Genomic DNA, 24,032 nt, shown 5'->3' with positions numbered 1-24,032 from the left:
CCCGCTCCACGCCGGCCGGCGACGATATCGCCACGAGCGCCGGGAGAGGGGAGCGTCCGAACCGGAGGGAATAGGACATGGCGTACCGCTTGCACGCGCTGTATGGCGCGATTCTTGTTGTGCTCGTTTCATCAACCGACGCGCTGGCCGGACCCGCCGGTCAGGCGCAAGCCGCGGATTCCGCGCAGCCGAAGACGCCCGCGGCAGCCGCGCCGCAGGCAAGCGCGGCCAAGACGCTCGACGCGGTCGTCGTCACCGGCACCAAGCGCGTCACGCCCTTGCAGAAGACGCCGGTGGCCATCAGCGCGATCAATGCCGAGACGCTCGGCAAGGAACGGGTGATGACCGTGCAGGACATCACCAAGCTGGTGCCGAGCATGCAGGCCACCCGTCAGGGCGACCACGATGTCATCACCGTGACCTTGCGCGGCATCGGCAACGACCAGGCCAAGACCGAATACGCGGATCCGGAAGTGGCGATCTTCGTCGACGGGGTCTACTCGCCGCGCGCCGAAGCCGCCGCCGGCCTGCTGCTGGATATCGAAAGCGCGGAAGTCCTGCGCGGCCCGCAGGGCACGCTGTGGGGCCGCAATTCGACCGTCGGCGCGGTCAACTTCCAGACCACGAAGCCCGAGATCGGCAGCTATTTCGGCAATGCGCAGTTGTCCGTCGGCAACTACAACGCCATCGGCGCGCGCGCCGCGGTCAATCTGCCGATCAGCGACACCTTCGCGATGCGCGTGGCGTTCGTGCAGGAACAACACGACGGCTATGTCGACTATCAAAACCCGACCGGCCAACTGCCGTCGGTGGACGCGCAGCGGGCCGCCTACGCCGCATCGGGTGGCGACCCGGCCTTGTTCCAACCGATCAATCCGAATCTGTTCGTCACCCGTGGCGACAAGTACAACGCGCAGGATCAGTCGGCCGCGCGCGTCAGCGCGCTGTGGCAGCCGAACGAGGCGTTCAGCTGGAACCTGGCGCTCGAATACTTCCGCGATCGCGGCACGCCGAGCATGAACCTGATGCAGAAGCCCAGGGCGGGCCAGGACTTCTGGTCGGCGCTGATCGACACCGCGCCTTACATCGAGCGCGATGGCTACGCGCTGCGCAGCCGCATGGACTGGGACCTCAACGACGGCATGCGCCTGAGCTATATCGCGGGTTTTTCCAGGCTCGACGGTGCGTCCACCTACGACCAGGACAGCGGTGTGCAGGTGCCGACCAGTTTCACCACCGGCGCCACGTTCCAGGAAGACCGCACGAACGGCTCGAAATACAAAAGCAGTTCGCATGAGTTCAATCTGGCGTCGACTGGAACCAACACCCTCGATTGGATCGTCGGCCTGTATTACGCCACCGAAAACAATTCGATGCGCTTCGATATTCCCCTGTTCAACGGCACCCAGCAGGGCACGGTCGGTTGGCAAGGCTCGTTCATCCAGCCCAAGGAAACGGTGGATTCCTACGCCGGATTCGGCCAGCTCACCTGGAATGTCAACGACGCCTGGCGCCTGACGGCCGGCGCGCGCTACACCGACGATCAGAAGCAGAACGTCGGCGGCCGAGGTTGGGGCTGGGCCTATAACCCGGCCGTGCCGCAAGTGCCGATCTCCACCGGGACGATCCCCGGCCCGGGCAACGGCTTCAATGTCTCCACCGTCAACGACGGCAAGTACAGCCATAACCAGACCACGTGGCTGTTGCGGACCGATTTCGACGTCGGCAAGAACGGCCTGGTTTACGCGAGCGTATCGACCGGCTACAAATCCGGCGGCCTTCAGGACGGCGGCGCCACCTTCGGGCACGAGGAACTCACCAACTACGAAGTCGGCGGAAAGTTCAGCTTCATGGAAGGGCGGCTGGTCTGGAACAGCGCGCTGTATTACATGGACTTCAAGGACTTCCAGTTGTCCGCGCCGGTGACCTTTCCCGACGGCAACCGCGGCCTGGGCTTCAACAATGTCGCCGGCAGCACCAAGGTGTGGGGCTACGAGAGCGAATTGTCCGCGCTGATCGGAGGGAACGATCGCCTGAATCTCACCGTGTCGGGCATTCCGAAAAAAGAACTGGGCACGCTGCTTTACGCCGGCAGCAACGACTACCAGGGCCTGCCCGCGTGCCCGCCGGTGTCGGGCATCAGCAATTGCATGAACGTCAGCGGCAACGAATTGCCGCATGCGCCCGACTTCGCGCTGACCTTGATGTGGGAGCACGATTTCCATCTCGGCAACGGCGGCACCTTGACGCCGCGCTTCACCGCTCATTACGAGACCGAATCGTGGTTGAGCGTGTTCAACCTCGGCAACGAAGACCGGCAGAAAGCCTACGGCCGCGGCGATATCTCGCTGCGTTACGAGGAGCCCGAGCGGCGCTGGTGGGCCAGCGCGTACGTGCAGAACGTCACCGATGAAAAGACCCGCACCGCGGCGGGCCGTTTCAACGCCGGCGACGGTCAGTACCTGTGGGTGTCGCAGTATCTGCCGCCGCTCACCTACGGCATGAGCATCGGTCTGAATTTCTGATCGACGTCGGGCCTGCCTCGCCCGCACCGCGGGCGAGGCGGCGTTGCCGCGCGCATCGCGTTCGCCCTTGCGCGCCGCTCGCACGGACTTTTGGAGCACGGTTTGAAGATCGTATCGAAGACTCTTCGGCGACCCTCGGCGGCGCTGCGTCGGGGCGGGCTGGTCATGGCGGTCGCGCTTAGTTTGACCGTCGGCCCCGGCGTCGCCGGCAACGCGCCGGCAGGCGGCACGATCCAGCCCGAGCGCTGGCCGGCGCCGGCCTGGCCGTTACCGGCCGATCCGGCGCTGGAAGCGCGCGTCGATGCGCTGCTGGCAACGATGACGCTGGAGGAAAAGGTCGGTCAGATCGTGCAGGGCGACACTTCCAGTCTCACGCCCGATGATGTGCGCAAGTATCGCCTGGGTTCGGTACTGGCCGGCGGCGGCTCGGATCCGGGCGGCAAGTACAACGCGGCGCCGGCGCAATGGCTGGCGCAAGCCGATGCGTTCTACGAAGCGTCGATGGACACCCGCGGCGGCGGCAAGGCGATCCCGATCCTGTACGGCATCGATGCGGTGCACGGCCAGAGCAACGTGGTCGGTGCCACCGTGTTCCCGCACAACATCGGCCTGGGCGCGACGCGCAATCCGGATCTCATTCGTGAGATCGGCCGCATCACCGCCATCGAGACGCGGACCACCGGCATGGAATGGGCGTTCGCGCCGACCGTCGCGGTGCCGCGCGACGATCGCTGGGGCCGCAGCTACGAAGGTTATTCGGAAGATCCGCGGCTGGTCGCGAGCTACGCCGGCGCGATGGTCGAAGGACTGCAGGGCAAGGTCGGCGACAAGGCGTTCCTCGACGGCGCGCACGTGGTGTCCTCGGTCAAGCATTACCTGGGCGACGGCGGCACCGCCGACGGCAAGGACCAGGGTGATACCCAAGTCGACGAGGCCGAGCTGCGCGACGTGCACAACGCCGGATACCCTCCGGCCATCGCCGCCGGCGCGCAGGCGGTGATGATTTCCTTCAGCAGCTATCGAGGCGTGAAGCTCGCGGGTCACAAGCCGCTGATCACCGACGTGCTGAAGGGGCGCATGAATTTCGGCGGTTTCGTCGTCACCGACTGGAACGCGCATGGCCAGGTCGCCGGCTGTGACAACACGCAGTGCCCGGCGACGGTGAACGCCGGTGTCGACCTGGTGATGGCGCCCGACAGCTGGAAACCGTTTTACGAGAGCACGCTGGCCGCGGCGAAGGCCGGCACGATTCCGATGGCCAGGCTGGACGATGCGGTGCGACGCCTGCTGCGGGTGAAATTCCGGCTCGGCCTGTTCGATGCCGGCAAGCCGTCGCAGCGCGAGTTTGGCGGCAAGTTCGAACTGCTGGGCGCGCCCGAGCATCGCGCGATCGCGCGCCAGGCGGTGCGCGAATCGTTGGTGTTGTTGAAGAATCAACGCGGCGTGCTGCCGCTGGACCCGAAGAAGAAGCTGTTGGTCGCCGGCGACGGCGCCGACAGCATGGCCAAGCAGAGCGGCGGCTGGACCTTGACCTGGCAGGGCACCGGCACCACGCGCGCCGATTTCCCGAACGGCGAGACGATCTGGGAAGGGCTGAAGGCCGCGGTGCAGGCCGCCGGCGGCAGCGCCGAGCTCGCGCTCGATGGCCGGTATCGAATCAAACCCGACGCCGCCATCGTGGTGATCGGCGAGAATCCATACGCCGAGTTCCAGGGCGATCTGCCGACGCTGCTGTACAAGCCCGGCGACGACAGCGAACGTGAGCTGATCGGCAAACTGAGGGCCGACGGTATTCCCGTGGTGACGGTGTTCCTCAGCGGCCGGCCGCTGTGGGTGAACCGCGAGATCAACGCGTCCGATGCCTTCGTCGCGGCCTGGCTTCCGGGCAGCGAGGGCGGCGGCATCGCCGATGTTCTGCTGCGCAGGCCCGACGAGCGCATCGGTTACGACTTCAAGGGCAAGCTCGGCTACTCCTGGCCGCGCCGCGCCGATCAGTACGCCAATAACGTCGGCCAGAAGAATTACCGTCCGCAGTTTCCCTATGGCTATGGTCTGACCTATGCCAGCAAGGGCGATCTCGCGCCGCTTCCGGAAACCGCCGGCGTATCGCTCGCGCAAGCGCAGCCGGGCCAGTACTACGGGCTCGGCATGTTGGCGCCGGGACTGTCGTTGACGCTGCAAGCCGGCGATCAGCGCGCCGTCGGCATCAAAACGCTGCCCGCGGCCTTGGACGACGGCAGCATTCGCATCGCCGCGGTCGATCATCGACGTCAGGAGGACGCGCGACGCGTGACCTGGTCAGGCTCGGCGCCCGCGCGCCTGTCGTTGCTCGCGGACGCGACGAAGGACCTGACGCGGGAGGCCAACGGCGACGTGCAGCTGTTGCTGGCGCTTCGCGTGGACGCTCCACCGGAAGGCGAGGTGGCCATGAGCCTCGCCTGCGGCGAAGGGTGCGGCGCGACGCTGCCGCTGCGCGAGTCGTTGGCGTCGCTGCCGGTCGGGCAATGGACCACGCTCGGGATACCGCTGAAGTGCTTCGCGCTGGCCGGCGCGAATCTGTCGAAGGTGTCCGGCCTGTTGGCGATCGAAACCTCCGCGCCTTTGCAGCTGTCGTTCTCGCGCATCGCGCTGGCTCCGCAAGGCGAAGCCGAGCGGACGTTGGGATGCAGGGCAAGCAAGTAAACGGGAATCAGCGATTTTCCCGAGCTTCGACGCGCAGTCCATCGATGCATGGGGGTTTTTCTGCGTGCTGGTCATAGCTTCCGGCGTGTGCTCGGCCCATGTCTGAGTACTCACAAAATTCGGGCACGCAGCACAACGAATTAAATTTCAGCCTTATGCCGCCCTTCCTCGCGACTGGTCGACAGGATCCGCTCGGCATGTGACGCTCGGCGAACAAGACCTCCGCAGCGGTGTACCTTGCCTTCCGCGTGGACGACCATTAGAAAAAATTAAATTTTTTGGCGCGGATACTGCGCCGTTTCGTTGTGCCTTGCAGCATAGAATTCGGGGCCGGAAGCCTTGCGGTGACGCGCTCCGTTGTTCTATGGTGCAATCGATTGCATCTTGGCGAATTTAACGGTTTCGTGCCGGTTGGGAGGCCGGGAGATAGATGGGTATCTATTCGATCGAAGCGTGGCAACGAATCGGTGGCTGTTGCGTATTGCGCGACAGAGGCGATGCATCGAAAGATTCGCTCGGGAAAACTTTCGTTTGTGGTTCGAGGATGCCGCGATGAGTTCCTTGAACCCTAAGCTCACAAGGCGAAACGCGATAGGCGCCGCGTTGATGGCCGGCGTCGGGCTGGCCGCGGGCGGGGTCGGGCCCGGGCTTGCCGCGGAAAAGCCGCTCAAGGGCAAACTGAAGCATTCCGTCGCGCGCTGGACGTTCCCGAAGCAGTCGGTCGCCGAACTTTGCCAGACGGTGAAGGGCATCGGCTTTTCCGCCATCGATCTGGTCGGCCCGGAGGACTGGCCCACCTTGAAGACGCATGGCGTGTTCAGCTCGATGTGCAACGGCGCGGAGATCGGCCTGACCAAAGGCTTCGCCGCCACCGAGTTCCACGATCAGTTGGTGGAGCGCTACACCCGCCACATCGACCTGGTGGCGGATGCCGGCTACCGCAACCTCATCTGCTTTTCCGGCAATCGCAACGCCATGGATCCCGCGGAAGGGATGGCGAACGCGGCAGCGGGGCTCAAACGCATTCTCGGCCATGCCGAGAAGCGCGGCGTCATGCTGGTGATGGAACTGTTGAATTCCCGCGTGGATCATCCCGACTATCTGTGCGATCACTCCGCGTGGGGTATCGAGCTGTGCAAGCGGATCGGTTCGGACAACTTCGGTCTGCTCTACGACATCTATCACATGCAGATCATGGAAGGCGACATCATCGCCAGCATCCGCAAGAACCATGCGTTCTTCAAGCATTACCACACCGCGGGCGTGCCCGGCCGGCATGAGATCGGCGAGGAGCAGGAACTCAACTATCCCGCGATCTGCCGCGCGATCCGCGACACCGGCTTCGACGGTTATCTCGCGCAGGAGTTCATGCCGCAGGCGCCCGATCCCGTCGCCTCGCTGCGTGAGGCGATACGTTTGTGCGACGTTTGAAATCGATATCCACCTAGGTAGACACCCATGGCAGACAATCACTACGACGCCATTGTCGTTGGATCGGGAATCAGTGGCGGTTGGGCTGCCAAGGAGCTGACCGAAAAGGGGCTCAAGGTCCTGATGCTGGAACGCGGCCGCAACATCGAACACGTCAAGGACTACGTCAATGCGATGAAGGAGTCGTGGGACTTCCCGCACCGCAACTGGCCGACCCAGGCGATGAAGGCGGACTTTCCGGTGCTGATGCGCGACTACGGTCTGGCTGAAAGCACGATGGGGATGTGGGCCGACGAGAAGGACAGCCCCTACACCGAAATCAAGCGCTTCGACTGGTTTCGCGGCTATCACGTCGGCGGCCGCTCGCTGCTGTGGGGCCGGCAGAGTTATCGCTTTTCGGATCTGGATTTCGAAGCGAACCTCAAGGACGGCATCGCCACCGACTGGCCGATCCGTTACGCCGACATCGCGCCGTGGTACGACCATGTCGAGAAATTCGCGGGCATCGCCGGCACCGTCGAGGGGCTGGATGTTCTGCCCGACGGCCAGTTTCTGCCGCCGGTCCCGTTGAACGTCGTCGAAAAGGACGTGGCGGCGCGGATCAAGAAAGCCTTCGGCGGCACGCGCCATCTGATCCACTCGCGCACCGCGAACATCACCCAGCCCAAGCTCGAACAGGGCCGCGTCAATTGCCAGTATCGCAACAAGTGCATCCTGGGTTGTCCGTACGGCGCGTACTTCTCGACCCAGTCGGCGACGCTGCCGGCGGCGATGAAGACCGGCAACCTGACCTTGCGTCCGTTCTCGATCGTCAAGGAAGTGCTGTACGACAAGGACCGCAAGCGGGCACGCGGGGTCGAGATCATCGATGCCGAGAACGGCCAGACTTATCAATACACCGCCGACGTCATCTTCCTCAACGCATCGACCTTCAATTCGACCTGGCTGCTGATGAATTCGGCCACCGATGTGTGGGACGGCGGGCTGGGTTCGTCTTCGGGCGAACTGGGACATAACGTCATGGACCATCACTTCCGCGTCGGCGCGGCCGGCACGGTCGAGGGTTACGACGACAAGTACTACTTCGGCCGCCGCCCGTGCGGCTTCTACATTCCGCGTTTCCGCAACCTCGGCGGCGACAGGCGCGACTACGTGCGTGGGTTCGGCTATCAAGGTTCGGCCAGTCGCACGGGATGGTCGCGCGACATCGCCGAACTCAGCATCGGCGCCGATCTGAAGGACGCGCTGAGCCTGCCGGGCGACTGGACCATCGGCATGACCGGTTTCGGCGAGATGCTGCCGTACCACGACAACACGATCAGCCTCGATCCGGAGCGCAAGGACAAGTGGGGGCTGCCGGTGCTGGCGATGGATGTGAGCCTGCGGAAGAACGAACTGGCCATGCGCAAGGACATGGGCGCGGACGCCGCCGAAATGCTGGAGGCCGCCGGGGTCAAGAACGTCAAGGTGCAGCAGAGCGACTATGCTCCCGGCATGGGCATCCACGAAATGGGCACCGCGCGCATGGGCCGCGATCGCAAGAATTCGGTGTTGAACATGCACAACCAGGTCTGGGATGCGCCGAACGTCTACGTGACCGACGGCGCCTGCATGACCTCCAGTGCCTGCGTGAATCCGTCGCTGACGTATATGGCGCTGACGGCGCGCGCGGCGGACCATGCGGTGCGGGAACTCAAGGCGGGGAACCTGTAATGGAACGTCGCGAGCTTTTGAAGATGATCGCCGCGGCCACCGGCGCGGCAATGGTCGGCATGCCGGCGTTTGTCTTCGGGCAGGCGCCGGTTCCGAGCGGCAAGCCTGCGTTCTCCGACAGCGAAGTGGCCAAGCTGGACGAAATCGCGGACACCATCCTGCCCCGGACCAAGACGCCCGGCGCGAAGGATGCGGGCGTTGGCCTGTTCATGGCGCAATTCGTGAGCGATTGCTACACGCCTGAGTATCAGAAGATTTTCCGCAAGGGGCTGGCCGAGATCGACCAGCGCGCGGGCGGCGACTTCATGTCGTTGACTCCCCAGGCCCGTACCGAATTGCTGCGCGCCCTGGATGCCGAAGCCGAAAAGCAGCGCGGCGCGACGGAAGTGGCCACCGGCGGAGCCAATCCGAAGTCGGTGAAGCTGCACTACTTCGCGATGATCAAGCAGCTCGTTCTGTTCGGCTATTTCACCTCCAAGGCGGGAGCGACCCAGGCGCTGCGCTTCGTCGCCGTGCCGGGCCGCTATGACGGCAACCTGGCCTACGAACCGGGCACGCCCGCGTGGGCGGGAAATTTATAAAGCACCGACTCGCTCGAGTCGCTCTTGCTGAGGGAATGATGACCAAACCGATCCTGATGGCTTTGTGTGTGCTGGCCGCCGCCCCCGCGTTCGCGCGGGCACAGGGCGAGACGCCGCGCGATCCGGCCAAAACAGAAGTCTGGAAACCGATTCCCGCGGCGGTGGCTACGCCCCGGGATGCCGCGCCATCCGACGCGGTGGTGTTGTTCGACGGCAAGGACCTGTCGGCCTGGGAGAGCGAGCAGGGCGGCAAAGCGCCCTGGTCCGTGGCCGATGGCGCGTTCACCGTGGTGCCGGGCAGCAAGGGGATCCGCACGAAGCAGCGCTTTTGCGATATCCAGCTGCATATCGAATGGCGCAGCCCCGCCGAAACCCGCGGGTTTAGCGGCCAGAATCGCGGCAACAGCGGCGTCTTCCTGCAGGAGATCTACGAGCTGCAGGTGCTCGACAGTTACGACAACACGACTTATTCCAACGGCCAGGCGGCTTCGATCTACAAGCAGGCCATCCCGCTGGTGAATGCCTCGCGCGCGCCGGGCCAGTGGCAGACGTACGACGTCGTCTGGAAGGCGCCGCGCTTCTCGGAAGGCGGCGGTCTTGCCTCGCCCGCCCGCATCACCGTGCTGCACAACGGCGTTCTCGTGCAGAACGACACCGTCTTGTCGGGCAAGACCGAATACATCGGCGCGCCTTCGTACTCGCCGCATGGCTGCGCGCCGATCTATCTTCAGGATCACGACGCGAAGGTCAGCTTCCGCAACGTCTGGGTGCGCGAGCTTTAAGCGACCGGCGCGGAGCGAATCTCCGCGCCCGCTGGCTACTGTTTCAGGAAGGCCGCGATGTCTTCGACATCCTTCTGCGACAGTTGCCCGAACGGCGGCATCAGTCCGCCGCCTTTCTGGATCTTTTCCTTGATCTGCTTCGGATCGAGCCGCTTGTTCACGTCGGTCAGGGCAGGGAAGGTTCCCGGCATGCCTGCGCGGTCGGGACCGTGGCAGGCCGAGCAGTTGCTGGCATAGAGCTTGGCGCCTGCCGCGGCGTCCTGCGCGCTGGCGGGCGCGGCCGTAAGCGCCGCGGCGAACAAGGACAGGGCCGCTATCGGAAGGTATTTCAACATTGGCGTTCCTCGCTACTAGCGACCCGCGCCCGCGGGCAGGTGTTCGTTGAGATAGGCCGCGCCGGTCTTGACGACGGCGGCCGGATCGAGCGGATGGTCGTGCTCGATGATGTACCACCGCACGCCCGCGCGCGCGGCGGCGGGAAGAATCGCATTCCAGTTCAGCACGCCCTTGCCCAAGGCGGCGAAACCATCCTCCTCCTTGGCTTGGCCGGTCGGAGCGTTGTCCTTGGCGTGCACCGCGAACACACGCCCGCGGAACTTGCCGAGCAACGCCGCCGGGTCGTACCCAGCGCGCGCGATCCAGGCCAGATCGAGCTCGGCTTCGAGCTTGGGACCGGCACCCTCGAACATCAGCTCAAGGCCGGTCTTGCCGTTGAAATCGACGATCTCGAAGTCGTGATTGTGGTAGGCAAGCGTCATGCCCTTGGCCTGGACCTGCTTGGAAATCTCGCCGAGTTCCTTGCCCAATGCGGTCCAGCCGGCGGCATCGGTCGGACGCTCCTCCTTTTTCAGGTAGGGCACCACCAGCACGCTGTTGCCGATCGACTTGTTGAACGCCACCACCTTGTCGAGATCGCTGCGCAGATCGGACAACTGCACGTGGGTCGAAACGACCTTGATCGAATACTTGTCCAGAAGCCGCTTGAGATCAGCGGCCGATGCATTCTGCGTACCGACGGTCTCCACGGCGTGGATGCCGGCGTCGTGGACGATCTTCAGCTGTTCCTCGAGCGAGGCGACGTTGCGCAGTGTGTACATCTGCACCGCGATGGGCTTGGCTTGTGCGTCGGTGGTCTGGGCGAAGGCGGGCAAGGCGCTGAAGAGAAGAAGCGCGGCGGCCGCGATGCTGCGCGGGATGGCGATCATCATGATTTCCTTACGGGATGGTGATGACTACGGACAGGGTGGTGGCTTAAGTGTCGTTGTACCTGCGGCGTCGGCGGACCAAGGCGCCTCGTTGTCGCTCAACCGATGGATGTCCAGGCGAGTGTTCGCGCCGACGCGATGACGCGATCGACGATCAGAGCCGAGCGCAACCCGTCGTCGAACGTCGGCAGCCCTTCCGGTCGTTCGGCCTTGATCGCGCGATAGGTATCGGCGACAAAGGCATCGAAGCAGTTGCCGTAGCCTTGTGCGTGGCCGGCCGGCAGCACCGAGAGCCTGCGCTGCTCGGAACTGCCCGCGCCCGGGCCGCGCACGAAAATCTCTTCGCGCTGGTCGGGCAAACCGATCCACAATCGCTCGCTGTCCTCCTGGTCGAAGGCCACGCTGGCCTTGGCGCCGTCGATCTCGAACCACAGGCGATTCCTGCGCCCCGCCGAGACCTGGCTGACGGTCAACGAGGCCAGGGTGCCGCCCGCGGTCTTGAACATGGCCGCCGCGACGTCTTCGCTCGATACCGCGTGCATTCCGGCGTCTGTCGTCGCGGTCGCGAAGCTCCGGCTGCTGGCCGCGCTTCGCTCGGCGATCACGGTTGCGAATGCGGCGCTGACTTCGGCGAATCGCTCCCCGGCCACCCATTCGACCAGATCGCACCAATGCGAGCCGATGTCGGCGAACACGCGCGAGGCGCCGCCCAGCTTCGGATCGACGCGCCAGTTATTGCTGGCGGGATCCATCAGCCAGTCCTGCAGGTAGCTGCCGTGAATCAGGCGCAGCGGCCCCAGTTCGCCCTGGGCGATGCGTGCGCGTGCCTCGCGTACGACCGGGTGATAGCGGTAGACGAAGGGCACCGTGGCCACCAAGCCGGTGGACGCGGCCAATGCCGCCAGGGCCTTGGCATCTTCCAGCGTGGTGGCCAGCGGCTTTTCGCAGATCACGTGCTTGCCGGCCTCCAGCGCCGCCTGCGCCATCGCCCGATGCAGATGATTCGGCGTGCATACATGCACGACCTGCACCTGCGGGTCCGCGACGGCTTCTTCGATATCGCGACAGGCGCGCGGAACATCCCAGGCCAGCGCCACTTCGCTGGCGCGCTCAGGCGACGATGCGCTTACGCCCCTGACGATGGCGCCCGCGAGGATCGCCGCGCGGCGATGCACCTCGCCGATCATCCCGGTACCCACGATGGCGACGCCAAGCTTGCTCATCGGTCTGGGTCCTCAGTGCGCGGATGATGCGGACGATGGCGCGGCAGACGCGACCGGCCGTTCGCGGAACAGGAACACGAAGGCCACCAGCACGGCCAGGGCGACGCCCGCCGGGAACAGCCAGATCTGTTGCCAGTCGCGGCCCGCCGCCGTGGTGTAGTGCTCCACCACCGCGCCGGACAGGAAGCTGCCGATCAACATGCCGACGCCGTAGGTCGCCAGCGTGATGAAACCTTGCGCGCTGCTGCGCGAGGCGGGACCCGCATGCGCATCGGTATAGATCTGGCCGGTGACGAAAAAGAAGTCGTAGCAGATGCCATGCAGCACGATGCCGCTCACCAGCAGCGCGAACCCGGCGCCGGCATCGCCATAGGCGAACAGGACATAGCGCAGCACCCACGCCGCCATGCCCAGCGCCAGCATGGTCTTGACGCCTAGCCGCGCGAACAGGAACGGCATGGCCAGCATCAGCAGCACCTCCGACACCTGGCCGAGCGATTGCAATCCGGCCGCGCCACGCACGCCGAGGTCGTTGAGATAAGGGTTGGTGAAGTTGTAGTAGAACGACAGCGGAATGCAGATCGCGATCGAGGCCAGGAAGAACACCAGGTACGAACGCGACTTCAACAGGCGCAGTGCGTCCAGACCCAGGATCTGCCCGAGCGTCGCGTTGCGTTGCTGTTCCAGCGGCGGCGTGTTCGGAAGGGTCAGCGCATACAGGCCGAGCGCCAGCGAGGCCGCCGCGGCCATGCGGAACGTGAGTTCGAGCCGATGGGCCTGCTCCCAACCCAGCCAGCCGATCAGCACGCCTGCGACGATCCAGCCGATGCTGCCGGCGACGCGCACCGGCGGGAACTGCTTTTCGGGCGCCTGCATGTGCCGCATCGCGATGCTGTTGGCCAGAGCCAGCGTGGGCATGAACAGCAGCATATAGATCATGACGCAGGCCGAGAACACGCCGAAGCTGGTCGCGGTGGACGCCATCCACATCAACGCCGCGCCGGCCAGATGCAGCACCGCCAGGATGCGCTGCGCGGCGAAGTAGCGGTCGGCGATCAGCCCGACCAGAAACGGCGCGACGATGGCGCCGATGGACTGGCTGAGGAACGCCGTCGCCACCTGGCTCGCGCTGGCCTGCAACGGACCCTGCACCAGGTAGGTACCCAGGGTCACGAACCACGCACCCCAGATGAAGAACTGAAGAAACATCATCGCGCTCAGGCGCGACATGGTGGACGTCATGACTTCCCCTCCCAGGTAAGTGTCGGATCAAATCCCCAGCATGCCGCGCATCGTGTCCGCACTGGCGCCGCTGTCGGCGAAATCGTCGAAGGCGCGCTCGGTGACGCGGATGAGGTGGTCGCGGATGAAGACGGCTCCCTCGCGCGCGCCGTCCTGCGGATGCTTCAGGCAGCACTCCCATTCCAGTACCGCCCAGCCCGGGAAGTCGTACTGGGCCAGCTTGGAGAAGATCGCCTTGAAATCGATCTGGCCATCGCCCAGCGAGCGGAATCGTCCGGGACGATCGATCCAGTTCTCGTAGCCGCCATACACGCCGCTGCGCGCGCTGGCGCGGTATTCGGCGTCCTTGACGTGGAAGATGCCGATCCGCTGGTGATAGCGGTCGATAAAGCCCAGGTAATCCATCTGCTGCAGCAGCAGATGACTGGGGTCGTACAGAATCTTCGCGCGCCGGTGGTGATCGACGACATCGAGAAATCGCTCGAAGGTCGCGCCGTCGTGCAGGTCTTCGCCCGGATGGATCTCGTAGCACAGGTCCACGCCGCACTCGTCGAAGGCGTCGAGGATGGGGCGCCAGCGGCGACCGAGTTCGGCGAAGGCGGTTTCCACCAGACCGGCCGGCCGTTGCGGCCAGGGATAGAAATAAGGCCAGGCCAGCGCGCCGGAAAACGTGGCGTGCGCCGTCAGTCCCAGGCGCTGACTGGCTTTGGCCGCCAGCATCAGCTGCTCGACGGCCCAGGCCTGGCGCGCGGCCGGATCGCCACGTTTTTCCTGCGGCGCGAAACCGTCGAACAAGATGTCGTAGGCTGGATGGACGGCGACCAGCTGCCCCTGCAGGTGCGTGGACAGCTCGGTGATCTGGATGCCGTGCCGCGCCAGCGTGGCGGCGATATCGTCGCAGTAGGCCTGGCTGCGCGCGGCTTGGACGAGATCGAAGATGTGGGGCGCGCTGGTCGGCACTTGTACCCCAGAATAGCCAAGTCCGGCCGCCCACTCGGCCAAAGTGTCCAAACGATCGAACGGAGGCTTGTCATCGATGAACTGCGCGAGGAACAGCGCTGGACCCTTGAGTGTTTTCACGGTAATCCGCCCAATGCAATCGATTGCAATCCTAGCATGGGGTCCCCGGGACACGCGTTGTGCACTGCATCGGAGAACCCGCGGCTGAGTCATGGCGACCATCTACGACATCGCAAAACACGTCGGCGTCTCGGCGGGCACCGTATCGCGCGCGCTGTCCCGCCCGGACAAGGTGTTGCCGGCCACGCGCAAGCGCATCGAGGAGGCGGCCGCCGCGTTGGCCTACGTCCCCAACACGGTGGCCAGGACGCTCAAGACCCAGCGCAGCGGCAAGATCCTGGTCACGGTTCCGGACATCGCCAATCCGTTCTTCGCGCAGATTCTTCAGGGCGCGGAGGAAGCCGCGCAGGCCGCCGACTACGCGGTGCTGCTCGGCGATACCCAGAACCGACCCGATCGCGAAGAACGCTATGCGCAGATGCTTCCCCGCAACGAAGCCGACGGGCTGATCGTCCTGGGCCATCGGCTTCCGCCGACGGCGCAGGAGATCGTCAAGCGGCTTGGCGTCGGCGCGCCGGTGGTCAACGGCTGCGAATTCGACCCGGCGCTGGGCATTCCCAGCGTCCACATCGACAACGCCGCAGCCGCGCGCACCGCGATGGAGCATCTGTATGGATTGGGGCACGAGCGGATCGCCGTGGTGGGCGGCCCACCCGACAATCCCTTGCATCGACAACGGCTGGAAGGGGCCAAGGCCGCGGCCAGGGCGAAAGGTCGCTTGCGTCTTCTGACGATCGCGCCGGGCGACTTTTCGGTTGAATCGGGCTATGTGGCCGCGAAAAAACTGCTGAGCCAGGCATCCGCGCCGACCGCCGCGTTCTGTTTCAGCGATCAGATGGCGCTGGGCGTTCTGGCCGCGTGCCGGGATCTGGCGATCCGCGTGCCGCGGGATTTTTCGATCGTCGGTTTCGACGATCTGGAGTCGTCGCGCTATCTCACCCCACCGCTGACGACGATCAGCCAGCCCATGCGCGAGATCGGCGTGCGCGCCGTCAACCTCCTGCTCGCCATCATCGAGTCGGTGGACGCGCCGCATCAACAGACACTGGATTTCAGCTTGATGCTGCGCGGGTCGACGGCTGCGCCGGCGGCGTAAGGCGGGCGCATGAAGTCGAAACGAATTCTGCTATGCGCGTTGCTGGTTCTGGCTTCGGGTCAAGTGCGCGAAGCAGACGCAATGGATGGTGTTGCGCCCGAAGTCGAACTCAAGGCGCAGATACGGGCGGCGCTGGTGCCGTCGCCGTACCGACTGTCGCCAGCCGCGCGCCAAGGCACCATCCGTTATCGGCTCGGTGAACGCGATGGAGCGGTGGGCTGGATTTGGCCGCAGACCGGCGAGCAATCCGCGGTGCGCACGTCCGATGGTCTGGAATTGACGGTCTGCAAGCAGTGCGGCCGTGAAACCGCGCCCGACGCGGAAACGCTGCAGCGCTACCTCGCGCCCACGCCGTGGCTGCAGAGCGACGACCGCGCGGTGATTGGATTCGCTCGTGCCGCCGGCAGTGGCAGTGTCGATGCACGCATGCGCCGTCTGGTCGCGGCGGTGCAGGCGCGGCTATCCGGGCCTGTGGTCTACAGCGGTTACCACAGCGCACGCGAGGCTTTGGCGCGGCGCGAAGGCGATTGCACCGAGTACGCGTTGTTGCTCGCCGCCGCCGCACGGGCGCGCGGCATGCCGGCCCGGGTAGTCGCCGGCCTGGCCTACGGCAGCCGCTTCGTCGGTCAAGCGCACGCGTTCGGGCCGCACATGTGGGTACAGGTCTGGAACGCAGAGCGCTGGGTCAGTTACGACGCCGGCATGGGCGAATTCGACGCCGGTCATCTTGCCTTGGCTGTCGGCGACGGCAGCCCGGACAGTCTGCGTGGCGCGATGCAGGCAATCGCCGGGCTGCGTATCGAGGATGCGTTCGGAGTAGTGAACGAGGAACGCGCCACGAACTGAGCCGTCGTCAGCGCCTATTCGCGCGGCGGCGGTTCGCGCCGCATCGGCAGCTCCGGCAGGTCGTGGTCGTCGTCGACCCATTCGGCGTCGCCGGGCCGGCTGATGCCGCCGACGAACACTAATTGCATGTCGGGCTCGAGCAGATTTTCGGGCGCTATCGGCGTTTGCGCCTGCGACGCGGTGTTGGACGGCGTCAGCGCCGTCGTCTGCGATGGTGCGGCGGCCGCGGTGGCGGCGTCCACCGGACCGGCGGCGGCGGGCCCGGCGATCGCGAGGGCCAAGGCCGTGCCCATCGCCAATCGGTACGAGACGCAGATCGGGCCGTTGGCCTGCCGCAACAGCGCCGTACGCTCGGCGTCGCTGCTTCCGTCCAGGCAATGCACGGTCTTGCCGCACTGGCCGCAGTGGCCGTCGATGCGCTGGCGCGCCGCCGCGTCGAGCGGACAGGGTTGGTCGATCCTGGGGTAGCGGGCCATGGCGGGGTCCTTTGCGCCGGATGATGGATATTTGTAGCACGCGGCGTGCGGCTTGGGTCGCGTGGACCGGCGGGCGCTGCGGGATGTCGCCGCGCGCGAGGTTCGTGTGGCGAGTTCGATCGAAATAGCCGGACTTACGCTGTCAGTGAATTACGATGGCCGAACGCATTCGTCGGCGACTCGGTTCCCGCGTCGATCCACCAGGGACAGGTCCCGCATGAAAATCCCCATCAGAAGAACGATCATCGTCAACGGCAACGAATGGGACTTCGGTCGGACCATTCACGATGCAGCGCTGATCGACGATACGGTGATCGTGACGTTCGTCCCTGACGAAGGAGAGCCTTCCATCCTCGCGCTGGACCTGGATCGCAAGACGCTTTGGAGCGACCTCGAGCTGGCGCATTTTCCACGCGATGACGACCATCTGGTCATGTACAGCATCGCGGGCGAGGATCCTTTGAGCTTCTACCTCGATGTGGGCTATATCGCCAGAGTCGATACAAAGACCGGGGCGTTGCTTGAGATGCAGTTCGTCAAGTGAGGTCTGCAGATCGATCAGGCTGGCGCCGCTATTGGGTCCGCTTCGAGTGCGGCATCAGCCTTGAACGCAAGACCTGCCCATCCGCGGCGGATAACTGACTCGCGGGACATGCGGCCTTGCGAGCGAAGAGGTTGGCATCGTCCAAGCCCATCATGAAAATCGTCCCCGCGCTTCTTCACACCGCCTGCGTGCGACGTTAACGCCGCGCCGCGCATTCTGGTTCGCGATCCACGACCGATGGAGCCGGGCATGAAGCACAAGCGATTTCGTTTCGGAAAAGGCTTTCGGGTTGCGTTCCAGGTGCGCCGGGTGCAGGCGGCGGAAATGGTGATCGCACCGGGCGACAGCGAGGGCGGACCCGATAATCGCCATCGCGGCGCCGACCAATGGCTGTATGTGGTCGCGGGCAGCGGTGTGGCGATCGTCGAAGGCCATCGCCAGCGACTCGGCCCCGGCAGTCTTATCGTGATCGAACGCGGCGAGCGACATGAGATACGAAATACCGGGCGGACCGCGCTGAAGACGGTCAATTTCTATTCGCCGCCCGCCTATGACAGTGAAGGCGAGCCGCTGTCGGCCGGGAAAAAGTAGGGCTGGGGATCGCGGCGGACGCCATTGCGACAAGGCGAGCGGGAAGAACTTCAGCGTGGTCCAGGCTCATGGGGCGGGCCGCGCGGTGTTGCCCGCGTTCTTGCTGCCAACTTGCGCTGAGCGTGCGTGCGCTCGGCGATTCATGATCGGACGCTGCGCATGCGCGATGCATCGCCGTCGAAGGGACATGAAAAGGCGGAGCCCATGCCTGGGCCCCGCCTCGAACAGCAACGTCCAGCGGACGCGGCGAATCCTTACATCTCTACGATCGGACCACCCGGATCCGGCGCCGGCGGGCAACCCTGGCTCTGGCTGCAGATTCCGACCAGGCGCCAGTTGGCGCCGCGGCATTGGTATAGGTAGCCCGGATCGACCGGATGATCGTACGCGACCTGGAACAACTCGCCTTCGTGCGCGAGCGTGCATTCGTAGGTCGGTTCCGCCGCGACCGGCATGGCCGACACCATCGCACCGGCGAACACCGCCAACATGGCCCCTTTTGCAATCCATCCCTTCATGCTTTATCCCTCCGTTGAAAGCCGCCCCGGTCGTTCCCCTCATCGGTCGGACAGCACGCGCAACCCTCGCGTATCGCGATGACGCGACCCCTCCGGACGCGGCGGCGGCCTCCGGAATTATCGGGAAAGGCGACGCTAGCACAGGATGTGTGCCAGTCGTAATTGCCGGCACTGCGACGAAAGTCGTGCGCTTGTCGCTTCGTCACGGTTACTGGGCATGTGAGTACGGATTGCTCGCGCGACCATGCCCGGATGAAATCCACGAACGCGCGCAGCGGCGTAGGTAGCCGGCGTTGGCCGGGGCAGTAGAGAAATGCCTCGGAAAACGGCGGCCACCACGATTCCAGCATCGGTTCCCGCGCGCCGCTGTCGCGATATGGGCGTAGCCAATCTTCGAGCAGACACACGATGCCGGCGCCGGCGATCGCGGCGTCGACGACCAGACCGGTGGCCGCGCCGATCCGCACCAGCAGCGGGCCGGTCGGATCGGCCTGGAGCGGCCGTCCAGGGGCCGCTCCAAACCAAATCGCCCGGTCGCGCATCCGAGTCCCGGACTCCACTCACGATGACCCGCCTCTCATGAAGCCATGCCTGCTCCTGTCCTGCGCGATGCTCCTGCTGTGCAGCCTGTCCGCGCAGGCCCGGCCGGCGTCGCAAGCCTCGCCGGTCGAGGCAGCGTCGTCCGAAGCGACGGCGCTCGCGGCGCGGATCGCCCGGGTCGAGCAGGGCCTGTCCACCCGGGTCGTGGTCAAGGGTTCGCCGGATCGGCGGATGAATCTGGCCGAGCGCATGGCCTTTCATCGGGTTCCGGCGGTCAGCATCGCCCTCATCAACGACGGCCGGATCGAGTGGGCACGCGCCTACGGCCTGGCCGATGTCGCCGGGCGGCGGCCGGCGACGACCTCGACCTTGTTTCAGGCCGCTTCGATCAGCAAGGCGCTCAGCGCCATGGGCGCCTTGCATCTGGTCGAACAAGGCAAGCTCGCGCTGGACGGCGATGCGAATCGTCAGCTCGCGTCGTGGAAGATCCCGCAGAACGAGTTCACCCGGCGCCAGGCGGTCAGCCTGCGCATGCTGCTCAACCACGGCGCCGGCACGACGGTGCATGGCTATAACGGGTATGCACCGGGGCAGCCGTTGCCGAGCCTGCTGCAGGTGCTCGACGGTGTCGCGCCGGCCAACTCGGCGCCGGTTCGCGTCGATGCGATCCCCGCAAGCGCCTGGCGCTATTCGGGCGGCGGTTACAGCATCGTCCAGTTGATGATGACCGAAGCCAGCGGGCAAGCGTTCGATCGCTACATGAAGGACGCGGTGCTCGACCCGCTCGGAATGACCCACAGCACCTTCGCCGCGCCGTTGCCGGACAGCCTGAGCGCGCGCGCGGCGACCGCATACGACGGCGATGGCCGGGCCGTCGCGGGTTCGTCGCATGTTTATCCGGAGTCCGCCGCGGCCGGGCTGTGGACCACGCCGAGCGATCTGGCGCGCGTGGTGCTCGAAGTGCAGCAGGCCGAAGCCGGACAGTCCGACAAGGTCGTGTCGCGCGGCATGGCCTCGACCATGCTGACGCGCGGCCTGGGCGAGTACGGCCTGGGCTTCTTCGTCGAGAACCTGGGTGATCGCACCAGCTTCAGCCACAGCGGCGGCACCGAAGGCTTCCGCGCGCAGCTTTACGGCTACACCCGTTCCGGCCAGGGCGTGGTGGTGATGACCAACAGCGACAACGGCGCGGCGTTGATCGACGAACTCTTGAGCAGCATCGCCGCCGAGTACGGCTGGCCCGAGTTCGCCGTGATCGAAAAGACCGCGATCGGCGGGGACGCGGCGGTCAACCGTCGGCTCGCGGGCGAGTATCGGTTGCTGGATCGGCCCGCGCATATCGTCGCCGAAGGCGAACGCCTGTATTTCCAGAGCGAATTGTTCGGCAGCCGGCGCATGCAGTTGTTCGCGCAATCGAAGAGCGCGTTCTTCATGACCGCGCAGGACATTTCGATCCGTTTCGACCGCGGCGGCGACGGCGCGATCATCGGATTCAGCCTGGTTCGCGGCGCGAACACCTATCCGGCGACCCGGACCAGATAGCGCGGACATGCCGCCGAGCGGTGGGCACGCGGGGCGCGAAGGGTACTAAGCTGCACGCAGTTTCGCCGGCCGCGGCACGCCTCGGCCGCCAGCCCACGGGAGGAGCTCATGAAACGTACCTGGACCATCATCGGCGTCGCGGATGTCGCTCGCAGCTTCGCCTGGTATCAGTCCTTGTTCGGCCAGACCCGGACCGCGCCGGCCCACGACTACTTCGGGCAGATTCTGGACAGCGACGGAACGGTGCTGCTGTGCCTGCATCGATGGGGAGCGCATGAGCATCCGCCCCTGGCCAGTCCCGATCATGCGCAGCCGGGCAACGGGCTGCTGCTGTTCTTCCGCGTGGACGATTTCGACCAGAGCTTGCTCAGGAGCCGTGCGCTCGCGCCACGCCTGGAAGAGGAGCCCCACTTGAATCCCGCCACCGGAACCCTGGAGTTCGCGCTGCGCGATCCCGATGGCTATTACGTCATGGTCAGCGCGCTTACCGCGCCCGAGGCGACGCACGATTAGGCGCAAGCCGCCTGGGCTGATGGTCGGCCTCAATCGTGAACAGGCCGGAACCAGCGCTGCCACACGACGTTAATGGGTCATGGGACGCTGTGTTCGGCAACCGCGATAACCGGCATCGGCCGAACACCGGTCGACACGAACGTGATTTCGATCTGTCGGAATGCCGCATGAGTCATCCGTCACGACGACTAGTCCCGGCTTGTCTTACCGACGCAATCGTGTAGATACGATTGCGCGACTGACTCACCACGCAATCGCCCGAGCAACGGCTCGATGTAGGTGCGGCTGGCGCGCAGCGGCGTACCGCTGCGCAGTCGCAGCATGGCGTCGCGGTTGGCCAGCGGCTGCAGCTCGGTCACGCAGTCGATACGCACGATCGCGGAGCGATGCACGCGCAGGAACAACGCGGGATCGAGGCGCTCGCACAGTCGCTGCAGCGACTCGCGCAGCAGATGGGTCTTGTCGCCGACATGCAGGGTGGCGTAGTCGCCGTCGGCCTCGATCCACTCCACCTCGGTGGCGGCGAGGTAGACGGTCTTGCGGCCCACGCGCACGCAGAAACGGTTCAGCCAGCGGGCGGGCTCGTCCGGAGCGGCCACAGGTGCCGGCGGCACCGACCTTCGCCACGCCAGGGCCTGACGAGCGCGATCGAGCGCTTCGGCGAAGCGTTCGTCGTCGATGGGTTTGAGCAGGTAATCGACGGCCCGCAGCTCGAAGGCGCGCACGGCGAAGCTGTCGTAGGCGGTCAGCAGGATCGCCATCGGGCGCTCGTGCGCGGGCAGGGCGGCGAGCACGTCGAGTCCGGACATCCCGGGCATGCGCACGTCGATGAACACCAGATCGGGCCGCAGTTCGCGCAAGCCCGAGAGCGCGGCGGCGCCATCGCCGTATTCGCCGATCACCGTCACATCGGCTTGCCGCGCCAGCCGCACGATCACGCCGCTGCGGGCGAGGGGTTCGTCGTCGATCACCGCGACCCGGATCATGCGGACGCGTCCTGCAAGCCGGAAGCCTCACGAAAGGGCAGGCTCACGCGCACTTCGAAACCGCCGTCCGGACGCGGGCCCGCCTCGAAGCCGTGTTCGCCGGGGTAAAGCTTTTGCAGGCGTTCGCGGATATTGCGCAACCCGATCGCGCTGGCCCGCGGCGCGGCATCGGCCGACGACGCCGGTTCGGTGTCGTTGCTCAGGCGCAGGCATAGCCGGTCGCCCTCGCGGACGATGCGGATTGCGAGTTCGCCGGCCGCGGTCCGGCGCGCGATCCCGTGATGGATGGCGTTCTCGACCAATGGCTGCAGCAGCAGGCAGGGCACGCGCGCGCTCAGCAGATCCGGCCCCAGCTGCCATTTCAGGCGCAGTCGCTCGCCCAGGCGCGCTTTCTCGATCTCCAGATAGGTCTCGGTCAACGCCAGTTCGTCGGCCAAGGCGACCTCGTGGCCCTGCGATCCGTCGAGCGTGGCGCGCAGGAAATCGCCGAGCCGGACGATCATGTCGCTGGCCTCGCGATTGCGATTCTCGGCGACCAGGGCCGAGATCGCATTGAGGGTGTTGAACAGGAAGTGCGGGCGCAACTGGTAACGAAGCGCGCGCAATTCGGCGTCGCGCACCAGCGCGGTCATGTGCAGGCGCCGGTGTTGTTCCTGTTTGAGCTGGGCGTAGTACGCCACCACCGCGTGGATCGCGCAGAACGCGATCAAGGCCAGCCAGCAGCCATCCAGGCCGCTGAACAGCCCGGTCCATTCGAATTCCGACGCCGGCTGCCAGCCGGCGATCACCGCCAGGGCGGCGCCCAGGGCGTTGTTCGCCAGCGACATCAGATAGGTCGTCGCCAGCAGCACGAGGGCCATCGCCCACAGCGGCGTGCGACGGCGCCACAAGCCGCGCTGCAATGCGGTCAGCGGCACGATCCACATCAGGAACGCCAGCAGGTACAAGGTCCGGTAGGCGGTGGCGTGGCCGTGGCCCAGGACCGGCAGCGCCATCACGATCAGGCACAGGCCGATCGGCAGCCCCGCCAGGATGGGCAACCAGAAGGGCGGCGACGACAGCGCTTCGATGTCGCTATCGGCGGCTGGTGTCATCGACTCGGCGTCTCGCGCGCTGGGTTCGGAATCATGATGCCATCGGGCCAGCCGATCCAGGCCGCAAGCGGCTCATCGGCCGCTCCTCGCCACGTGCGACGGACGCATGGACCAGACCACCGAGGCGATCCGCCAGCCCTGCTCGGTGCGCAGCAGTTGCCAGCTTTCCTGGCCGTGGTGGCTTTCGACGCCGCCGGCAATGAACCGGTAGTCGAAGGCGACCGATGCGATGTCGCCGTCGCTGTCGATGCGGATGCGGTCGAAGGTTTCCTCGACCCGCTTGGGGTCGTTGACGATGTTGTCGATGAAGCTCAGATGGGTGCTGTCCGGGTCGAAACGGGTCTTGGACGCCTGCGGCTGCGTCTTGCGCCGGCGCTCGAGCGCCTCGTCGCTGTCGACCGATTGCCAGGTGACCGGCCCGGGCACGAACAAGGCGACGAAGCGCGCCTTGTCCTTTTCGACGATGGAAGCCCGGAACGATTCGATCACCGAGCGGATGCCCGCCTCGTGCCGGGCCGACAGCGGTTGCACGGCAGTGGACGCGGATGCAGGCAGCGACAGCAGGCAGGCGAGCAGAATCCCCAACGGTTTCATCCGAACCTCGACAGTTTGGAAAGGTGCCGCAGAATGTAAGCGGCGCGCGCCGCGGCGGGCATGCGCGCTGCGGCCAACCGGTGGCTGGATGCGGCGAGCCGGGGACGCCAGGCGGCGCGGCCCGGAGCGCGGATGGTTTCGAAAGCGGAGCCACCGTTTCGCCGCAGCGCACGCACGATTCGGCGATGCGCCGGTTCGGACCCGCGCCGGGTCCGTTACAGTTCCGCC

The 24,032-nt window shown here is 65.6% G+C and carries 23 protein-coding genes; 12 read left to right on the top strand and 11 right to left on the bottom strand.

The window, feature by feature from the left end; translation table 11 throughout:
- The first annotated feature begins 77 nt into the window (after nucleotides 1–77).
- The 6 genes from IEQ11_RS22545 (at nucleotide 78) to IEQ11_RS22520 (ending at nucleotide 9,714) form a co-directional block, all read left to right on the top strand.
- Complete coding sequence (locus IEQ11_RS22545) at nucleotides 78–2,525, top strand: TonB-dependent receptor (RefSeq protein ID WP_191821152.1); 2,448 nt, start codon at nucleotides 78–80, stop codon at nucleotides 2,523–2,525.
- Between the two features lie 165 nt (nucleotides 2,526–2,690).
- The gene (locus IEQ11_RS22540; RefSeq protein ID WP_191821153.1) at nucleotides 2,691–5,207 is read left to right on the top strand and encodes a glycoside hydrolase family 3 protein; all 2,517 of its coding nucleotides are present in this window, start codon (nucleotides 2,691–2,693) and stop codon (nucleotides 5,205–5,207) included.
- Nucleotides 5,208–5,813: 606 nt separating this feature from the next.
- On the top strand, nucleotides 5,814–6,638 hold the full coding sequence (locus tag IEQ11_RS22535) for a hydroxypyruvate isomerase family protein (protein ID WP_228464485.1): 825 nt from the start codon (nucleotides 5,814–5,816) through the stop codon (nucleotides 6,636–6,638).
- A 27-nt stretch (nucleotides 6,639–6,665) separates the two neighbouring features.
- The gene (locus IEQ11_RS22530; RefSeq protein WP_191821155.1) at nucleotides 6,666–8,351 is read left to right on the top strand and encodes a GMC oxidoreductase; all 1,686 of its coding nucleotides are present in this window, start codon (nucleotides 6,666–6,668) and stop codon (nucleotides 8,349–8,351) included.
- Entirely contained in the window at nucleotides 8,351–8,932 is a 582-nt protein-coding gene (locus IEQ11_RS22525) for a gluconate 2-dehydrogenase subunit 3 family protein (RefSeq protein ID WP_191821156.1), read from the top strand. Before IEQ11_RS22530 ends, IEQ11_RS22525 begins: the two co-directional genes overlap by 1 nt.
- Nucleotides 8,933–8,970: 38 nt before the next feature.
- Nucleotides 8,971–9,714: a 3-keto-disaccharide hydrolase gene (locus IEQ11_RS22520; protein WP_191821157.1), complete on the top strand. Its 744-nt coding sequence runs from the start codon at nucleotides 8,971–8,973 to the stop codon at nucleotides 9,712–9,714.
- 35 nt (nucleotides 9,715–9,749) lie between these two features.
- Here the strand turns inward: IEQ11_RS22520 and IEQ11_RS22515 are convergent, their stop codons facing one another.
- The 5 genes from IEQ11_RS22515 to IEQ11_RS22495 form a co-directional block, all read right to left on the bottom strand.
- Nucleotides 9,750–10,046 carry a c-type cytochrome gene (locus IEQ11_RS22515; RefSeq protein ID WP_036106175.1) on the bottom strand — a complete coding sequence of 99 codons (297 nt, stop codon included), beginning with the start codon at nucleotides 10,044–10,046 and terminating at the stop codon, nucleotides 9,750–9,752.
- A gap of 18 nt (nucleotides 10,047–10,064) precedes the next feature.
- Nucleotides 10,065–10,919, bottom strand: a complete 855-nt coding sequence (locus IEQ11_RS22510) for a sugar phosphate isomerase/epimerase family protein (RefSeq protein WP_191821158.1) — start codon at nucleotides 10,917–10,919, stop codon at nucleotides 10,065–10,067.
- Nucleotides 10,920–11,017: 98 nt separating this feature from the next.
- Nucleotides 11,018–12,142 carry a Gfo/Idh/MocA family protein gene (locus tag IEQ11_RS22505; RefSeq protein WP_191821159.1) on the bottom strand — a complete coding sequence of 375 codons (1,125 nt, stop codon included), beginning with the start codon at nucleotides 12,140–12,142 and terminating at the stop codon, nucleotides 11,018–11,020.
- Nucleotides 12,143–12,154: 12 nt separating this feature from the next.
- On the bottom strand, nucleotides 12,155–13,384 hold the full coding sequence (locus IEQ11_RS22500) for a nucleoside permease (RefSeq protein WP_036105859.1): 1,230 nt from the start codon (nucleotides 13,382–13,384) through the stop codon (nucleotides 12,155–12,157).
- 27 nt (nucleotides 13,385–13,411) lie between these two features.
- Nucleotides 13,412–14,464 carry a sugar phosphate isomerase/epimerase family protein gene (locus tag IEQ11_RS22495; RefSeq protein ID WP_191821233.1) on the bottom strand — a complete coding sequence of 351 codons (1,053 nt, stop codon included), beginning with the start codon at nucleotides 14,462–14,464 and terminating at the stop codon, nucleotides 13,412–13,414.
- Nucleotides 14,465–14,555: 91 nt separating this feature from the next.
- Between IEQ11_RS22495 and IEQ11_RS22490 the strand changes: the two genes are divergently transcribed.
- Both IEQ11_RS22490 and IEQ11_RS22485 read left to right on the top strand, forming a co-directional pair.
- The gene (locus tag IEQ11_RS22490) at nucleotides 14,556–15,560 is read left to right on the top strand and encodes a LacI family DNA-binding transcriptional regulator (protein ID WP_191821160.1); all 1,005 of its coding nucleotides are present in this window, start codon (nucleotides 14,556–14,558) and stop codon (nucleotides 15,558–15,560) included.
- Nucleotides 15,561–15,569: 9 nt separating this feature from the next.
- Complete coding sequence (locus tag IEQ11_RS22485) at nucleotides 15,570–16,406, top strand: transglutaminase-like domain-containing protein (protein WP_191821161.1); 837 nt, start codon at nucleotides 15,570–15,572, stop codon at nucleotides 16,404–16,406.
- A 14-nt stretch (nucleotides 16,407–16,420) separates the two neighbouring features.
- Here IEQ11_RS22485 and IEQ11_RS22480 read toward each other — a convergent pair whose 3' ends face one another.
- On the bottom strand, nucleotides 16,421–16,882 hold the full coding sequence (locus IEQ11_RS22480; protein ID WP_191821162.1) for a hypothetical protein: 462 nt from the start codon (nucleotides 16,880–16,882) through the stop codon (nucleotides 16,421–16,423).
- Nucleotides 16,883–17,099: 217 nt separating this feature from the next.
- On the opposite strand from IEQ11_RS22480, the gene IEQ11_RS22475 reads away from it, so the two are divergent.
- Together IEQ11_RS22475 and IEQ11_RS22470 are read left to right on the top strand one after the other, a co-directional pair.
- Nucleotides 17,100–17,426 (top strand): hypothetical protein, encoded by a 327-nt coding sequence (locus IEQ11_RS22475; RefSeq protein ID WP_046658141.1) that lies wholly within the window; start codon nucleotides 17,100–17,102, stop codon nucleotides 17,424–17,426.
- A gap of 249 nt (nucleotides 17,427–17,675) precedes the next feature.
- Complete coding sequence (locus IEQ11_RS22470) at nucleotides 17,676–18,017, top strand: cupin domain-containing protein (RefSeq protein ID WP_036106183.1); 342 nt, start codon at nucleotides 17,676–17,678, stop codon at nucleotides 18,015–18,017.
- A gap of 254 nt (nucleotides 18,018–18,271) precedes the next feature.
- On the opposite strand, the gene IEQ11_RS22465 is transcribed toward IEQ11_RS22470, so the two are convergent.
- A complete protein-coding gene (locus tag IEQ11_RS22465; RefSeq protein ID WP_191821163.1) occupies nucleotides 18,272–18,535 on the bottom strand; it encodes a hypothetical protein in 264 nt (87 codons plus the stop codon).
- Complete coding sequence (locus tag IEQ11_RS22460) at nucleotides 18,532–19,077, bottom strand: type 2 periplasmic-binding domain-containing protein (RefSeq protein WP_191821164.1); 546 nt, start codon at nucleotides 19,075–19,077, stop codon at nucleotides 18,532–18,534. The genes IEQ11_RS22465 and IEQ11_RS22460 overlap by 4 nt, the downstream gene beginning before the upstream one ends.
- 37 nt (nucleotides 19,078–19,114) lie before the next feature.
- Here IEQ11_RS22460 and IEQ11_RS22455 point away from each other — a divergent pair, with 37 nt between their 5' ends.
- Nucleotides 19,115–20,617 (top strand): serine hydrolase domain-containing protein, encoded by a 1,503-nt coding sequence (locus tag IEQ11_RS22455; RefSeq protein WP_228464474.1) that lies wholly within the window; start codon nucleotides 19,115–19,117, stop codon nucleotides 20,615–20,617.
- Between the two features lie 108 nt (nucleotides 20,618–20,725).
- Complete coding sequence (locus tag IEQ11_RS22450) at nucleotides 20,726–21,130, top strand: VOC family protein (RefSeq protein ID WP_191821165.1); 405 nt, start codon at nucleotides 20,726–20,728, stop codon at nucleotides 21,128–21,130.
- Nucleotides 21,131–21,318: 188 nt separating this feature from the next.
- Here IEQ11_RS22450 and IEQ11_RS22445 read toward each other — a convergent pair whose 3' ends face one another.
- The 3 genes from IEQ11_RS22445 to IEQ11_RS22435 all read right to left on the bottom strand — a co-directional run bounded on the left by IEQ11_RS22445 (nucleotide 21,319) and on the right by IEQ11_RS22435 (nucleotide 23,804).
- Nucleotides 21,319–22,116: a LytR/AlgR family response regulator transcription factor gene (locus IEQ11_RS22445; protein WP_191821166.1), complete on the bottom strand. Its 798-nt coding sequence runs from the start codon at nucleotides 22,114–22,116 to the stop codon at nucleotides 21,319–21,321.
- Nucleotides 22,113–23,210, bottom strand: a complete 1,098-nt coding sequence (locus tag IEQ11_RS22440; RefSeq protein WP_228464475.1) for a sensor histidine kinase — start codon at nucleotides 23,208–23,210, stop codon at nucleotides 22,113–22,115. The genes IEQ11_RS22445 and IEQ11_RS22440 overlap by 4 nt, the downstream gene beginning before the upstream one ends.
- Nucleotides 23,211–23,282: 72 nt before the next feature.
- Nucleotides 23,283–23,804 carry a hypothetical protein gene (locus IEQ11_RS22435; protein ID WP_191821167.1) on the bottom strand — a complete coding sequence of 174 codons (522 nt, stop codon included), beginning with the start codon at nucleotides 23,802–23,804 and terminating at the stop codon, nucleotides 23,283–23,285.
- Between the last annotated feature and the right edge of the window lie 228 nt (nucleotides 23,805–24,032).

The organism is Lysobacter capsici (assembly GCF_014779555.2).
GTDB lineage: Bacteria > Pseudomonadota > Gammaproteobacteria > Xanthomonadales > Xanthomonadaceae > Lysobacter > Lysobacter capsici.
This window is presented reverse-complemented; position numbering and strand designations above follow the sequence as displayed.